The sequence below is a fragment of the Micromonospora sp. WMMD964 genome, assembly GCF_029581455.1.
Classification (GTDB): Bacteria; Actinomycetota; Actinomycetes; order Mycobacteriales; family Micromonosporaceae; genus Micromonospora.
This window is the reverse complement of sequence record NZ_CP120860.1, coordinates 4,796,130-4,810,026: the sequence shown is the minus strand read 5'-3', so window position 1 is coordinate 4,810,026 and position 13,897 is coordinate 4,796,130. Positions and strand designations below refer to the sequence as shown.

Genomic DNA, 13,897 nt, shown 5'->3' with positions numbered 1-13,897 from the left:
ATGGCCATCACCAGCAGCTTCATGCGGTACGGAACGGTGCCGTCGGCGATCATCAGCGACGGGGTGCTGCCGATCCCCCTGTGGGCGGTCACCGCCATCTCCCTCGCCCAGACGTACCACCTGCCGCCGATCGGCTCCACCGCGCACAAGGCCATCGTGGCCACCCACGACGACACCATCACGCTGACCGGCGTGCTCGTCGGCGCGGAACGCTACGCCTGGAAGTTCGCCCTGGAGACGATGGCCGAGGCGAGCAAACGCGGAACCGCCCTCGCCGCGTACTCCGGGGGGAAGTTCGGCGGGCTGATCCTGGTCACCTCGATGACCATCCGCACCGACATGCAGGTGCAGTCGTTGACCTTCAACGCCTCCGCCGCGCGCCGCGACGTCCTGGACACCACCATCACCCTCGTCCACGTGCCCCGTCCCAGCCTGCTCGGCAAGCTGCTCGACGTGGCCAGCATCGGAGTCGGCGCGCTCGCCGACGGGTTGGGCAACTGATGCCACCGTTCCCGATCGACCGCTACCTGCTGCCGGAGACACCAGTCGAGGTGCCCGACGGGTTCACCGAGGTACGGCAGAACCTCACCGCCGGCCTCCCGCACCGCGTCGAGCTGGGCGCCGGTGTGCACGCGGTGCTGATCCTGCCCACCGGGCTGGCCCGGCAGTGGCTCGCCACCGACCCGCTCGCCGTGGTGAGCAGCTCCGCCGACGACCTGGCCCCCCGGCCCGCGCCGCCGACCGCACCCCCGCCCCCGGCGCTGGTCGGCCGGGTGCCGCTGCGCCTCGTCGTCCGCCAGGGCACCCGGATCCTCGGCTCGGTGCCGCTCGCCGCCGGTCTGCGCCGGGTCTGCCCGGACGCCGGCACACCCGCCGACCCCACCGGGTCCGCCCCGGTCGCCGTCGAGGTGCTGGTGCTCGCCTGGCTGCTGCACGCCGGGACGGTACGCGGCTCCGGCGACTACGGCTCGTCCATCGTGCTGGCCTGGCGTCGGGCCGACCGCGCGGTGGACCAGTTCGGGCCGCCGCCGATCAACGAGTTCGTCTGGCGTCGCCGCCCACCCGCGCAGCGCGTCGAGTCCGAGCTGGGCCCGGCCCGGCTGCGCTACCGGTACCTGCTCGACAAGAAGCTGCGGAGGGTTCTGCGATGACGTTCACGCCGTTCCAGACCGGTCAGGTCCGCCAGGGCGCGGTCGGCAACGACGCCGGCTGGACCATCACCTTCCACCGGGAGACCCCGACCGGGCTCAGCCCCGACGTGGCGCTCACGCTGACCAGCGCCGACTACTACGCGGCCATCGACGCCGCCCTGCCCGACGGGCTGGGCCCGGGCGCGTACACGGTCACCGTGCAGGGGCTCATCGACGAGCACTTCGCCGCGCTGCGCACCGCCGAGGGGCAGCCGCCGCTGGTGGCGAAGCTGCACCTGTACTGGCGCGACGCCAACACCTCGGTCGGCGCGTTCTTCACCAACCTGGTCGGCGTCAACGCCGGCCCCACCCCGGCCGAGTTGACCCAGGCGCTGGTCGCCGTGCTGCGGGTGACGAAGATCCGCCGACTCACCGGCGAGCGGACCTACGACACCGAGTTGACCCTCGTCGAGCAGGCGTACGCCCGGCTCGGTCAGCGGGTCGCGGAACGCTTCGAGGCGGCCACCTTCAGCGCCGCGGTGTCGGCCATCGCCCGGCGCACCGGAGTGGACATCACCACCTGGGGCGCCGACCCGGACGGCACGATGACCTCCGGCGCCACCGAGGCGGCCGGGGACGAACGGGCCGCCTTCGGCGCCGGGCTGCTCTACCGGGCCGCGCTGGAGCGGATCGGCGGCGCGGTGCAGCAGTCGCTCAACGCGTACGGGCGGGGAATGCTGTTGATCCGCGACGGCACCGTGCACGTCGGAAAGCGGCCGATCCCGTACCCGGAGGGCGAACCGAAGCCGCTCACCCTCGCCACCGGCCTGCTGGCGTGCACCGAGAACGGCAGCCAGGACACCGACCCGTACGCGGCCACCGAATCCGGCGGCACCGCCGCGCCGCGCCGTAAGGCGTGGACGCTGACCCTCAAGGGCCGCCCCGACCTCAAGCCCGGCGACCTGGTGCGCTTCGACCCGCCCGCGACCGACGAGGCCACCACGCTGGGCAGCGTCGGCGCGGCCCTGCTCGGGTCGTTCGCCGCGCCGTTCGCCCCGTCGACCGGGGAGCTGGGCGCGGGGGCGAAACTGCTCTACCTCAGCGCCGCCCGGCACACAGTGTCGCGGACCGCCGGGTTCGTCACCGTGGTGCAGGGCGTCGAGGTGGCCTCCGGCGCGCAGGCGTGGGACAGCTGGAGTGACGCCTCCGGCGTGGCCGCCGCCGAGCCGGCCGGACCGGCGTCGTCGCCCGGTGTGGCCGCCGCCGAGGCGGTGCGCCGCGCCGCCCGGGCGGCCCGGGGCGAGACCCGCGGCCTGGAGATCGGCGAGGTACGCGCGGCGGCCACCAACGCCAGCGGGGCGGTCGAACCACCGGCGCAGACCGAGACGGTGTGGGAGGGCCTCGTTCGCCCGGACGGCCGCCCCAACGGCGCCCGCCGCCTGCCGGTCCGCCGGGAACAGCCCGCCCCGCTGCCCGGGGTGACCTACCTGACCCCGTTCGCCTGGGGTGGTTGCGGGCTCATCCTGCCCCGCTACCCGGGCACCCGGGTGGCGCTGGCCTACCGCAACGGCGCGCCGGACGACCCGGTGGAGGTGGGCGCGCTCTGGCCCACCGGGCACGCCCCGGTGTCCCAGCCGGGGGACTGGTGGTTGTCGCTGCCGGTCGGGGTGGCCACCAACCGTCGCTCGTCGATCGGCGACACGGTGGTGCCCGCCGACCACGACGGCAAGGTGGCGCACGACCTCACCGACGGCGACGGCAACCGGGTCATCGAGCTGGGCGAGCTGACCGTACGGGTGGGCCGAGCGCAGTTGAGGGGTCGCGGCCAGCGCCCGGCCCGGGCCGACGAGGCCGACAGCATCACCATCGAACACGCCGCCGGCGGGTCGTCGATCGTCATGAAGCAGGACGGCTCGATCACCATCACCGCCACCCAGATCGACCTGGACGCGGGCGACGGCCCGGTGAACATCAGCGGCGGCACCGTCAACATCGCCGCCGACGACGTCGACGTCCAGGTCGCCAACGCGATGAACGTCCACTGAGGAGACCGACATGGCCTTCGTGCTCACCACGTCGAGCGACGTGCACTGCCCCAGCCAGGGGAAGGTCTCCCCGGCCGGGCAGGGCACGGTGACAGTCAACCGCGTCCCGGTGGTCCGGTTGGACGGCATCACCGGCAAGTCGGTGGCCGGCTGCACCATCGCCACCAGCAACTCCACCAAGCAGTGCAGCACCGTGGTCTCGGCGACCGGAGCCGCCGGCAAGCTCACCGTGGGCGGGGTCGGGGTGGCACTGGGCTCGCTCAGCGGCGCCACCGACGGCAGCACCTCCGGCCTGGCCGCCACCGCCGGGCAGAGCAAGCTGAAGGCGGTCTGACATGGACCGGACCGAACGGGAACGGCAGGCCGCCCAGCGCCGCTACCTCGGCTGGGGCCTCGCCTTCGAACCCACCATGCCCGGTGTGGACCTGGCCCGCGACGTCGTCTTCGACGACGGCCCCAACGGCCGGGTGCTGGCGCTGGTCGCCGGCACCGACAACGTGGCCCAGAGCCTCGCGGTGGCGCTGACCACGCTGCGCGGCTCCAATGTCTTCGACGCCACCTTCGGCTTCGACGGTCTCAACGCCCTCGCCGAACAGATCGAGCCGAACCTGATCCGCGAACAGGTACGCATCGGCATCATCACCCTGCTCGACCGGGACCCGCGCGTCCGCAAGATCGTCGACGTGAACCTCGACGACGGTCGGCTGGGTGTCGGTGGCCCCGACAACGGCCAGAGCAGCGCCGACGGCGCTGCCGATGCGTCGCGGGCCGCGCTGCGCGCGTCGCGCACCCTCCAGGTCCAGGTCCAGTTCGAAACCATCACCGACGACCGGCTCTCGGTGCATCTCGGGGAGCTGCCCAATGTCTGATCAGACAATCCCGGCCGAGCTGGCCGACGTGCTGGCCGTCGACGCCGCCGCGCTGCGGTCCACCGGCTCGACCGGCTTCGGCATCGTCGAGAGCGGCTTCGTACCGAAGTCCTTCGCCCGGCTGCTCGCCGAGAAGCTGGCCACCGCCCGGCTGCTCTTCGGCGACGACATCGACCTCACCAGCGGCGCGGTGCTGCGCAAGGTCCTCGAACTGGCCGCGCTGGAGGACGCCCGGCTCTGGGCGGCGCTCGGCGCCGTCTACGACAACTCGTACGTGGTGTCCGCGACCGCCGACGCGCTGACCCGCCTCGGTGAGGAACTCGGCATCCCCCGCCCGTACCTGCCGGCGCGGGGCACGGTGAAGCTGAAACTGAAGGCCGCACTGCCCACCGGCCGCACGCAGCTCACCCTGCCCCGGGGTGCCCGACTGTCCACCCCCGGCGGGCACCACGTCGCCCTGGACGAGACGGTGGTGCTCTCCACCGCCGTGGCCGAACGGGTGCCGGCCGTCGCCGCCTTCTACCCGGGCCCCGCGCACAACCTCGACCCCGCACAACCCAACCAGAAGATCGACAGGTGGAACCGGGCCGACACCCTGCTGGCCGACCTGGACGACGCCGAACAGGCCGCCGGGTCGGAGCTGGTGGAGATCACCCACACCGTCGCGCTCACCGGGGGCGAACAGCAGGTTCCCGACGCCCGCTACCGGCAACTGCTGCTGGCCGCGCCCCGCTCCATCTGGACCGCCGAGGCGATCGGCCTCGCCGTGGCCACCGTGCCCGGCGTGCGTCAGGTGCAGGTCTTCGACGGCCGGGGCGGACTGGACCTCAACCAGTCCATCTTCGGCAACTTCAATTTCATCGAGCGGGTCTTCAGCACCGAACGCGACCTGGGCAACCCGTACTACGTCACGGTCCTCGTCGCGCCGACCGCCGCCGCCATCTGGGACGGCCCGGACGGTCTGCACGCCGCCGTCGAGTCGGTCATCGAGGACCTCCGCCCGGTGGGCATCTTCGCCTCGGTGGACCGCGCCGACGAGGTGGGCATCGGCGTCGAGGCCGACCTGGTGATCCGGGGCCTGCCGCTGCCCACCGGTTCGAAGGAGACGGTGAACGCGTCCACCGCCGCCGCCGAGCTGCGGGCCCGACTGCACGCCCGACTGCGCCGCTACGTCGACGAGTTGCCCTTCGGCGAGCCGGTCCGCGCCGCCGAGGTGATCTGGACGCTGATGAACGAGCCGGGCGTCGCCGACGTGCGCGACCTGCGGCTGGTCCGCTTCCCGGCCGACTCGGCGGTGGTGGTGACCGGCACCGCGCCCACCGGCGACGGCGTGCAGCGACTGCCGGTCGGCGACAACGCGGTACTCGCCGCGAACCAGGTGCCCGTCTACGTCGACCGGGACGACCCCCGGCCGTTCCGGATCGTCTGAGCGGGGGCCCGATGACCGACATCCGGGTACCGGTGGACGGCGCCGACCCGTCCGTCGAACGTAACCTCGTCGACCAGCTGGAAGGCCCCTACCCCGGAACGGTCCGGCGGGTGGTGGTGCCCCTCACCGGCACCGGCGCCGCGGTGCTGGACTGGACCAGCCGGCATCCGCTGCTCACCGTCGTGCTGCGCCGCGACCTGGCCGAGGAGACCGTGCGGGTGACCGTCACCGTCGACCCGGGTGGCGCGGGGGAGCGGGCGCTACCGCCGGTGGTCTTCGCGCCCTGGTCGGCGGCCGGGGCGTCGGTGCCCGCGTACGTCCCGGACACCACCGACGAGCCGCTGGTCGCCTCGTTCGCGGTAGCCGTCACGGCCGAGCGCGCTGTCGACGGTGCGGCCGCCACGGCGGTCACCGGCGCCGCGCTCACCGGGCTGGTCGAGCTGGCCGTGCTGGAGGGCAACCTGGGTCGGTTGCTCTACCTGGTGTCGTACGAGAAGCACCGGCTGCGCCGCGCGGCCCGGGAGGTGCACGCCTACCGCACCCTGGCGTACGCCCGGCGGGACGCGCTGGACCGGATCGGCGCGGACGTCGGGGTGGCCCGCTTCGTCGACGAGCTGGTGCACGAGCCGACCAACGGCGAGGTGTACGCCCGCCGGCTGGCCCCACCGGCCCGCGAGCCGGACGCCGCGTACGCCCACCGGCTCGGGCTCTACCGGCGGTTCCTGCTGCCCACCCCGGGCGCGGTACGCACGCTGCTCAACGGCCCCGGCGCGGACACCGACCCGAACACCGGGCTCTTCGCCGACCTGCCCGGTGGCGCACGGTTCACCCTGCGCGAGGACGACGACCGGTTCGCGGTGGCGATCCGGCTGGTCGCCGCCGGTGATCCGCAGCACCGCACGAACTTCCTCTCCCACCTGCGCCGGGACCGTCTCGTGCTGCCCGCGAACACCCCGCCGAACAACACGGTGCACGCCGGACGGGCGTTGCCCGCCAACCGACTGACCGAGATCACCGCGCTGCGGGCCAGCCTGCGCCAGTCGTACACCTTCGACAGCACGCACGGCATCGCGCCGCCGCTGGCCGCCGCGCTGGACCGGGCGGGGCGGGTCTGTCGGGCGCTCGGCTCGTCGATCGTGTGGCAGGTGACCCGGGCCCAGGACGACGCCGGTGGCAGCCGCTACGAGTTGGGTCTCGGCGTGGACGTGAGTTGGCCGACCCCCGCGCAGGCGACCGACCTGCGCAACCGGGTGCTGGACACCGGGCGTGCGGTCACCGCCGACCGGACCGCCGAGGCGCTGATCGCCGCCGCCCGCGCCGCCGGTGTGCCGACCGCGGCGGCCGACGGCGAGGTGGCGTGGCTGTGGCGGCTCTGCGGGCTGCCGACCACGCACCGGATCAGCACCACCCGGATGTACCTGTCGCACCTGCCCACCCGAGGGCTGGCGGTGACCGCGCCGCTGAGCGCGGCGGTCGGCGCGGACACGAACGTCGAGGCGCAGTTCCACGCGCCCGGCGACCCGGGCGGTAACGCGTTGCTGCTGGCCGGGCTGGCCGCGGCCGGGACGGCCTGGACCAGCGCCGGTGAGACGGCGTGGAACCCGCTGACCGACGCGGTGGCGCGCACCCGGTGGGCGGCCGTGCCGACCCGACCGGCCGGTCAACCGGTCGACGCGGTCCTGGCCGCCGCCGCTCTGCCGGCGGTACGGGACCCGGCGCCGGTGGTGGCCGCACTGAACCGCCTCCCCGACGAGCTGGTGGAGACCATCGAACTGCCGGCCGCGTTGGCCGCCGCGCTGATCGCGGGCCAGCCGGCCGCCGGTGACCGGCTCGCCCGGTTGGTCGGGTTGCTGCGCGACCAGCATCTCGCCGCCGCGCTGCCCCTCGTCGAGACGGGCAACCGGGTCCTGCTGGTGTGCAGCGTGATCGGCCTGCCGCAGGCCGGGCTGAACCTGGCCGAGCGCCGGGCCACCGGGTTCCGCTGGTACACGGTGGGGCTCGGCGGCGGCACCGCGGAGATCAAGGCGGTCGGCGCGCGGACCGTTTTGCGGCCCACCCACGCCGGGCTGGTCGCCGTGGTGGCGCTGTCCTACGTGCGGACCGGCCGGACCGACCCGTACGAGTTCCGGGTGGAGCTGCCCGACGGGGTGACGGTGAACCTGGAGCAGTACGAGCGGCTGATGAACGCGCTGTCGCGGGTCTGTCCGCTCGGCGTGGAGGTCAACACGTTCGGCATCCGTCGTGACCACGTCGACCTCGACGACGACGGCACCGCCGAGCCGCTGCGCCCGGCGGTGGCCCGGACCTTCCGCACCTTCCAGCAGCGCCGGCACCGCGGCGTGTACGACCAGCTCTGAGAGGGACACCACCATGGCGAGTGAGATCAACTACGACGGGGTGACCGTCACCGAGCTGTACGAGGCGTTCACCAAACACGGCATTCCGGCGTCCGACGCCAGCGTGCTGGTCTCGTCCTGGATCTACGAGAACGTGGGCACCGCGAAGCGGGTGTTCAGTTACGCCGAGTCGTTCCCGGCGGTGGAGCCGGGCTGCGCGCCGCCACCGTTCGCGCGTACCTTCGCGCACACCGACTGGGTCGACGGCGAGGACGTGGTGCAGGCCGGGCAGACCCCCGGTGAGCAGGGCTTCAACGAGCGGTTCCACCGCATCGAGCACGATCTGGACCACCTCGGCGCCGACCTGGCGAAGGCGTTCTCCTGTATGGCGGCCATGCGGGTCAGCCTGCGCCGGCTGCTCGACGAGATCCGCGCGGAGATCAACCGGCTGCACTCGACGGTGCACGAGAACAAGATCGTGCCCGGTCCGTACACCTTCGAGCAGATCCCCAACTACATCGGCGCGCTCGACTTCGGTAAGTACATGGGAACCACGATGTTCATGGACAAGAAGGTCAGCATCTGGCAGACCAAGGCCGGCACGATCGTGCTGCCCGCCGTGGAGACCCTCGGGGTGGACGTGGTGGTCGGCCCGAAGGTCCGTGGTGCCGCCCAACTCGCCCGGTACGCCGCCGAGCACGGTGACGTCCGGCAGCGCTTCCCGCGCGAGGTGAAGCTGGTGGAGTTCATCCGGTTCTTCGGCGAGGACGAGGTGGCCGACGGCCGGACCATCCGCGACGTGCTCAGGGTCCTCCCGGCCGAGACCAGCTACCCCAGCCTGGACGCGATGTTCGCGGAGGTGAGCGAGCGGGAGGCCGTCATCGTCCGCACGACGGTCGGCGCCCAGTCGGCGGTCTCCGCCGCGCTCGGCGTCGAAGCCGAGCTGGAGAACATCGCCGACGCCGACATCGCCATGCTCGCCGGAGTGCCGACCAAGGCCCGCGCCGCGCTGGCCCGCGCCGGGATCAGCACCCTCGGGAAGCTGGCCGACGCGCCCGCCGAGCAGGTGCTCGGCATCATGAAGGAGGCCGGGGTACGCGCCGACGTCGGCGACGCCGCCGAGTGGACCGGTTACGCCCAGACGCTGAGCAAGCTGCGATGAACGGCTGGCACCGACTCCGGCGAACGGTTGATCCACGCCGCTCGCCGGGTCGGTGTGACGACACTGCGCTGGTGTGACCATCGTCCACACCCGACCGTGGAACTCCCACGGGGCGATCGGGTGCGAAGGGCGCATGCATGGCTGTTCACGAGGTGACGCGGGACCATCGCACCGGGACACCCGAGACCGACACGGGGGTGCCTCCCCGGTACGCGTTACGGCTGCTCGGCGGGTTCGGGTTGGAACGCGACGGCCGGGCGGTGCCGGTGCCGCAGGGCGCCCGTCGACTGCTGGCCTACCTCGGCGTACGTCAGCGCTGTGCCCGGTCCGAAGCCGCCGGCACGCTCTGGCCCGGCTCGCACGAGGAGCGTGCCCGCGCCAACCTGCGCACCATGCTCTGGCGGCTGCACCGGGTGACCCCCGAACCGCTGGTGCGGGAGGACGACCGGCTGGCCCTGGCCCCCGGGGTCACCAGCGACGTGGCCGCCCTGGGCGCGGCGGCCACCGCCCTGCTGGCCGGTGGGTCACCGGCGGTCGGTGTCGGCCCCGGCGTGCCGGCGCTGGCGATCGGCGAGTTGCTGCCCGGCTGGTACGACGACTGGGTCCTGACCGAGCGGGAACGTCTGCGCCAAACCCGGCTGTACGCGCTGGAGGCCCTCGCCGAGCGGCTCACCACGCAGGGCCGGTACAGCGAGGCGGTGCAGGTGGCGCTGACCGCCGTGCACCTGGAGCCGCTGCGGGAGAGCGCCACCCGGGCGTTGATCGCCGTGCACCTGGCCGAGCGCAACATCAACGAGGCGGTACGGCGGTTCGAGCTGTTCCGCGCCGACCTGGGCCGGGAGTTGGGCGTCGCCCCGACACCCTGGCTGGAGCAGCTGGTCCGCGCCGGTGCGACCGGTGCGACAGTGCCGTCTCCGTAGCCGGCGCCTTCCCGGCCCCACACCTTCGCCCTCTCTCGGCCGTCCACAGCCGCGTCCCCCGGACACCTCCCTTCCGTCCTTTGCTCTGCACCCGCGGAGGCGACGGTCACCGTCTGTAGCTGGTGCGCCCATGGGTGCAGAGCAAAGGACGCGCACGAGGTGAGGTGAGCGAGGCGCGGTGGGGTGGGGGGCGCGGTGCGTCAGTCAGTGTGTCGCCGGTGGGATGCTCTGCTCGTACTGGAAGACGTTGTGCGGGTCGTACTTCGCCTTGATCCGGCGCAGCCGGTCGACGTTGCGTCCCCAGTAGGCGGTCTCCCATTCGGCCATCCCGACGTCGGGCACGTTGACGTAGGCCCCGTCCACGTAGGGCCGCAGTGCCTGGCTGAACTCGGCGATCCACGCCTGGGCGATCGGAGTGACGGCTCAGTTCGGGGCCGGCTGGTCCAGGATGGCGCTGAAGCGCTCCTCGGCCAGGTCGAGCTGGCCGAAGATGTGCCGCTTCACCGCGGGCGACAGCGGTGTGTCCGGTCGGCCGATCAGGTCCCGGAAGAGCGGCACCAGCGGCCGGTACTTGCGAGCCGAGGACACCACCTTCGGCCCGACCGTGTGGATCACCCCCACACCGTTGTCGGTGAAGTCCGACACCTTGATCACGCGGGCCCAGGGCTCCCGGTCCAGGCTGACCGCCAGGTGCTCCCGGTACTGCGCGTTGCGGTCGCGCTCAGGGTCGTACACCGGGTTGGTGACGGCGGCGACCAGGGTGGCCACCCGCGGCCCGAACCGTGCGGTGAGCGCGCTCAACGCGGCCCCGGTCGGGTCGGCCCCCGGGTCGCCGTCGGCCAACTCGGACGGGTGGTCCTCGACCGCGTCGTGCAGCAGGCCGGCGACGATGACGTCCACGTCCCGCACCTGGTAGTGGTGCATCAACCGGATCGCCACCCGCAACAGGTGGTTGAGGTAAGGCTCACGGACGCGTCGGTCGTGGCGGTGCAGGTCGGCGGCGAGATCGAGCGCGGCGGTCAACCGCGCCCGGGCGGCGTCGTCGAACTGCTGAACCTCCAACCGGAAGCGCTCCAGCAGACCCGGTTCGCCGTGGATCTCGGTGATCGCGTGCATCGGCATGCTGCCCAGGTGCGGCGGGAAATCCATGCGTCACTTATAGCCGATCTTCCCCACATCGATGAGCCCCTACGTCGCCGACCCGACCCGCACGTTCCGCCCCTCAGCCCGTCGATCATGGAGTTGTGGTGGGTGACAAAGTTCGCCGGTAATCCCAAACGGGTCACCACAACTCCATGATCGACGGGGGTGGGCGGGGTGATCAACGGGGTTGAGCGGGTCAGGTCGGTGGGCGGTCGGCGCCGGCTCGCGGGCCTACCAGGAGGGGGACCAGCGGGGTCGGGAGGACCGGGTCGCGGCGCAGGGTGGGCGTCCAGCCCGCGTCGGCGGAGAGGTCGGGATCGTGGGTCGCGTTGTACGCCGCCAGCAGGTCGACCGGTCGTGCCGGCCCGCCGCCCCGGCGTACCCAGCTGCCGCGTTCGGTCAACGCGGTGCCGCCCCAGTCGTAGATCAGGTCGCCCGGGTCGACCGCCGCGCCCAGCGTGAAGAAGTTGTTCTGCGCGTAGATCGCCGACTGCACGCCGACGCCGAGCGCGTACTGGAAGTCGTCCCCGCCGAGCCGGTAGTGGTTGTTGTAGACGTCGACCTGACCGAAGCGCACCCTCGGTAACCGTTGCAGCACGCCGTCGAAGAGGTTGTGGTGCACGGTGACCCGCAGTCGTCCCACGTCCGGGCCGACGGTGTTGGACGAGCCGATCAGCAGCAGCTTGTCCCGCCCCGTGAAACGGTTCCACGACGCGGTGACCAGGCTGGCGGTGTGCGTGATGTCCAGCGAGCCGTCGTGCACCTGGTAGGGCCGACCGAAGTGGACGGGTTGGGCGCTGTCCGGGTTGTCGCCGTCGGTGAAGGTGTTGTGGTCGATCCAGACGTTCTCGCTGCGGCGTACCGAGATCTGGTCGCACTGGCTGTTCCAGTTGCCGGCCTCGCCGTCGGTCGGGGACCAGGCCGGGAAGCAGTCCCGGGCGTCGACGAGGGTCAGGTTGCGGACGATCACGTTCGACACCCGGTCGATCATGAGTGTCAGCCCGGTCAACCGTGCGCCGCGCAGCCCGACGATCGTGGTGTTGGAGCCGACGTTGATCTGGGTCTGCCGGGTCTGGGCGGCCACCGAACGCACCCGGGCCTCCTCCAGCGGCCCGCTGGGGGCGACCCGCCCCCACACCGCCGGGTCGTAGGCCGCCAGGTAGGCATCCAGCCGGTACGCCGGGTCGGCCAGGTCGGCGCAGCTCAGCGCAGCGCCGTCGGGCCCTTCGAAGCCGTCGATGACGCCGTCGACGTAGACGAGCTTCGGTGTCGCGTCGGTGGCGTTGGTGGCGTTGTCGCCACCCAGGGCGGCGACCAGTTCCGCCCGGGTACGCGCCACGGTGGTCCGCTCCGGCGCGGCCGTCGAACCGCCGGTGGTGCCGGGGCCCTCGGCCGCCCAGCCGTCCCGCTCGGGCAGCACCTGCCGACCGAGGTGGCGGGCCGAGACGGAGAGCCGGTCGGTCGCCGGAGAGTCGGGGCGGGCAGCGAGGGCGACCGGGGCCTCCGGGCGGGGAGCGGCGGCGGCCGGGGCGGCGCCGAGCAGGAGGGCGACCATCGTCGCGCCGGTGAGGACTCTGCGCATGGCGCTCTCCGTTCACTGGGGGCGGGGGTGTGGGGTCCGGCTATCTGGTCAGTTCGGCGCGGTACGTGGCGACCGCCCAGGGCACCGCCAGTTCGCTCGGGAGCGCCCCCCGCTCGGCCGCCCGCCGCAGCACGTCGACGACGCCGCGCAGGTGACGGACCCGTTCCCCGCCCTCGCCGACGGTGGTCACCAGGTCACCGTCGAGCAGCCGGGGCTCCGGGGCGGCCCGCAACGCGTCCAGCAGCGCGGTGAACGGCGCGGTACGGGCCAGCGGCGCGATCAGCGGCACCCCGGCCGGGTCGGCCCGGTGCGCGAGCAGGTTCTCCAGCAGTCCCGACCGCCCCGGCACCCGGCGGGTCACCACGTCACCGGGCAGCCGCAGCCGGTCCGTCGGATACTCCAGGACCGCCTGCCCGGCCGTGCCGGTCACCACGACCTCGCCCGCCACGAACTCCTCGGCGGCCAGGGTCACCGCCACCAGCATCGGCGGGCCGGCGCGGAACCGGACCCGCAGCACGGCGGTGTCCTCCACCTCGATCGGGCGGACCCGGTAACGCTCCACCTCGATCGCCACCGGCCAGGGCGTCGCGCCGCCGAGCGCCTCGGCGATGGCCAGACACTGCATCACCGCGTGCGCGAGCGGATTGGCCAACGCGCCGTCCAGCACCGGCCGGCCGTCCAGGCTCCGACGGCCGGCCCAGGGGGAGCGGGCGTAGTAGGCGTCCGGCCGTTGCCACGCGGCCACCGTGGAGATGCCGGTGACGGTGCCCAGTCGACCCGCGGCGAGCGCGTCGGTCAGCGCGGTCAGGGCCGCCGAACCGAGCGCCTGGAAGCCGACCTGGGCCACCCGTCCGGCGGCGGCGAGAGCCCAGGTCAGCTCCTCGTGCTCGGCCAGCGACAGCACCGGGGGTTTCTCCACCAGCAGGTCCGCGCCGGTGGCCAGGGCATCGCGGGCGATCGCCAGGTGGGTGTGCGGCGGCGTGCAGATCACCACCACGTCCGGCCGGGTGGCGGCGAGCATCGCCCGGTGGTCGGTGAACACCTGGACGCCGGGAGGCACCGGCGCCGCCGGGTCGTCCTCCACCGGCCGGACGTCGACCAGGGCGACCAGTCGCAACCGGCCGTCGGCGTGCAGCGGCGCGATCGCCCGCCGATGCCACCGGCCGTGCCCGTTCGCCCCGATCACCGCCACCCGGGGCGGCGGCGTCGCCCCGTTCACCGCCCACCGGCCCGTGTCGGCTCGCTCATCGGACACCTGCCCGGTCCGCAGCCCCTGACCGG

12 protein-coding genes and 1 pseudogene are annotated in these 13,897 nt (G+C 73.2%); 9 read left to right on the top strand and 4 right to left on the bottom strand.

Translation table 11 applies throughout. From position 1 onward, the window contains the following. The 9 genes from O7616_RS22155 to O7616_RS22115 all read left to right on the top strand — a co-directional run bounded on the left by O7616_RS22155 (position 1) and on the right by O7616_RS22115 (position 9,891). Positions 1–501, top strand: a complete 501-nt coding sequence (locus tag O7616_RS22155; protein WP_053659787.1) for a hypothetical protein — start codon at positions 1–3, stop codon at positions 499–501. Next, a complete protein-coding gene (locus O7616_RS22150; RefSeq protein ID WP_282303736.1) occupies positions 501–1,151 on the top strand; it encodes a hypothetical protein in 651 nt (216 codons plus the stop codon). Before O7616_RS22155 ends, O7616_RS22150 begins: the two co-directional genes overlap by 1 nt. Continuing rightward, on the top strand, positions 1,148–3,175 hold the full coding sequence (locus O7616_RS22145) for a hypothetical protein (RefSeq protein WP_282303735.1): 2,028 nt from the start codon (positions 1,148–1,150) through the stop codon (positions 3,173–3,175). Before O7616_RS22150 ends, O7616_RS22145 begins: the two co-directional genes overlap by 4 nt. Before the next feature lie 10 nt (positions 3,176–3,185). Beyond that, positions 3,186–3,509, top strand: a complete 324-nt coding sequence (locus O7616_RS22140) for a hypothetical protein (protein ID WP_282303734.1) — start codon at positions 3,186–3,188, stop codon at positions 3,507–3,509. A 1-nt stretch (position 3,510) separates the two neighbouring features. Further along, on the top strand, positions 3,511–4,044 hold the full coding sequence (locus tag O7616_RS22135; protein WP_282303733.1) for a hypothetical protein: 534 nt from the start codon (positions 3,511–3,513) through the stop codon (positions 4,042–4,044). After that, on the top strand, positions 4,037–5,473 hold the full coding sequence (locus O7616_RS22130; protein WP_282303732.1) for a baseplate J/gp47 family protein: 1,437 nt from the start codon (positions 4,037–4,039) through the stop codon (positions 5,471–5,473). The genes O7616_RS22135 and O7616_RS22130 overlap by 8 nt, the downstream gene beginning before the upstream one ends. Positions 5,474–5,484: 11 nt before the next feature. Then, on the top strand, positions 5,485–7,830 hold the full coding sequence (locus O7616_RS22125; RefSeq protein ID WP_282303731.1) for a hypothetical protein: 2,346 nt from the start codon (positions 5,485–5,487) through the stop codon (positions 7,828–7,830). A 13-nt stretch (positions 7,831–7,843) separates the two neighbouring features. Beyond that, entirely contained in the window at positions 7,844–8,971 is a 1,128-nt protein-coding gene (locus O7616_RS22120; RefSeq protein WP_282303730.1) for a hypothetical protein, read from the top strand. A gap of 137 nt (positions 8,972–9,108) precedes the next feature. Continuing rightward, positions 9,109–9,891 carry a BTAD domain-containing putative transcriptional regulator gene (locus O7616_RS22115; RefSeq protein ID WP_282303729.1) on the top strand — a complete coding sequence of 261 codons (783 nt, stop codon included), beginning with the start codon at positions 9,109–9,111 and terminating at the stop codon, positions 9,889–9,891. Between the two features lie 204 nt (positions 9,892–10,095). Here the strand turns inward: O7616_RS22115 and O7616_RS22110 are convergent. The 4 genes and pseudogenes from O7616_RS22110 to O7616_RS22095 form a co-directional block, all read right to left on the bottom strand. Next, positions 10,096–10,293: pseudogene (locus tag O7616_RS22110) on the bottom strand (BBE domain-containing protein); the annotation flags it as partial. A gap of 21 nt (positions 10,294–10,314) precedes the next feature. Continuing rightward, positions 10,315–11,040 carry an HD domain-containing protein gene (locus O7616_RS22105; RefSeq protein WP_282303728.1) on the bottom strand — a complete coding sequence of 242 codons (726 nt, stop codon included), beginning with the start codon at positions 11,038–11,040 and terminating at the stop codon, positions 10,315–10,317. A gap of 190 nt (positions 11,041–11,230) precedes the next feature. Further along, positions 11,231–12,616 carry a polysaccharide lyase family 1 protein gene (locus O7616_RS22100; RefSeq protein WP_282303727.1) on the bottom strand — a complete coding sequence of 462 codons (1,386 nt, stop codon included), beginning with the start codon at positions 12,614–12,616 and terminating at the stop codon, positions 11,231–11,233. Positions 12,617–12,656: 40 nt separating this feature from the next. Next, positions 12,657–13,871 carry a Gfo/Idh/MocA family oxidoreductase gene (locus tag O7616_RS22095; protein ID WP_282303726.1) on the bottom strand — a complete coding sequence of 405 codons (1,215 nt, stop codon included), beginning with the start codon at positions 13,869–13,871 and terminating at the stop codon, positions 12,657–12,659. Between the last annotated feature and the right edge of the window lie 26 nt (positions 13,872–13,897).

Bases quoted from the DNA above. Each gene is read 5' to 3' on its own strand.
- O7616_RS22155 (WP_053659787.1), top strand. From the start codon at position 1: ATGGCCATCACCAGCAGCTTCATGCGGTACGGAACGGTGCCGTCGGCG.
- O7616_RS22150 (WP_282303736.1), top strand. From the start codon at position 501: ATGCCACCGTTCCCGATCGACCGCTACCTGCTGCCGGAGACACCAGTC.
- O7616_RS22145 (WP_282303735.1), top strand. From the start codon at position 1,148: ATGACGTTCACGCCGTTCCAGACCGGTCAGGTCCGCCAGGGCGCGGTC.
- O7616_RS22140 (WP_282303734.1), top strand. From the start codon at position 3,186: ATGGCCTTCGTGCTCACCACGTCGAGCGACGTGCACTGCCCCAGCCAG.
- O7616_RS22135 (WP_282303733.1), top strand. From the start codon at position 3,511: ATGGACCGGACCGAACGGGAACGGCAGGCCGCCCAGCGCCGCTACCTC.
- O7616_RS22130 (WP_282303732.1), top strand. From the start codon at position 4,037: ATGTCTGATCAGACAATCCCGGCCGAGCTGGCCGACGTGCTGGCCGTC.
- O7616_RS22125 (WP_282303731.1), top strand. From the start codon at position 5,485: ATGACCGACATCCGGGTACCGGTGGACGGCGCCGACCCGTCCGTCGAA.
- O7616_RS22120 (WP_282303730.1), top strand. From the start codon at position 7,844: ATGGCGAGTGAGATCAACTACGACGGGGTGACCGTCACCGAGCTGTAC.
- O7616_RS22115 (WP_282303729.1), top strand. From the start codon at position 9,109: ATGGCTGTTCACGAGGTGACGCGGGACCATCGCACCGGGACACCCGAG.
- O7616_RS22105 (WP_282303728.1), bottom strand. From the start codon at position 11,040: ATGGATTTCCCGCCGCACCTGGGCAGCATGCCGATGCACGCGATCACC.
- O7616_RS22100 (WP_282303727.1), bottom strand. From the start codon at position 12,616: ATGCGCAGAGTCCTCACCGGCGCGACGATGGTCGCCCTCCTGCTCGGC.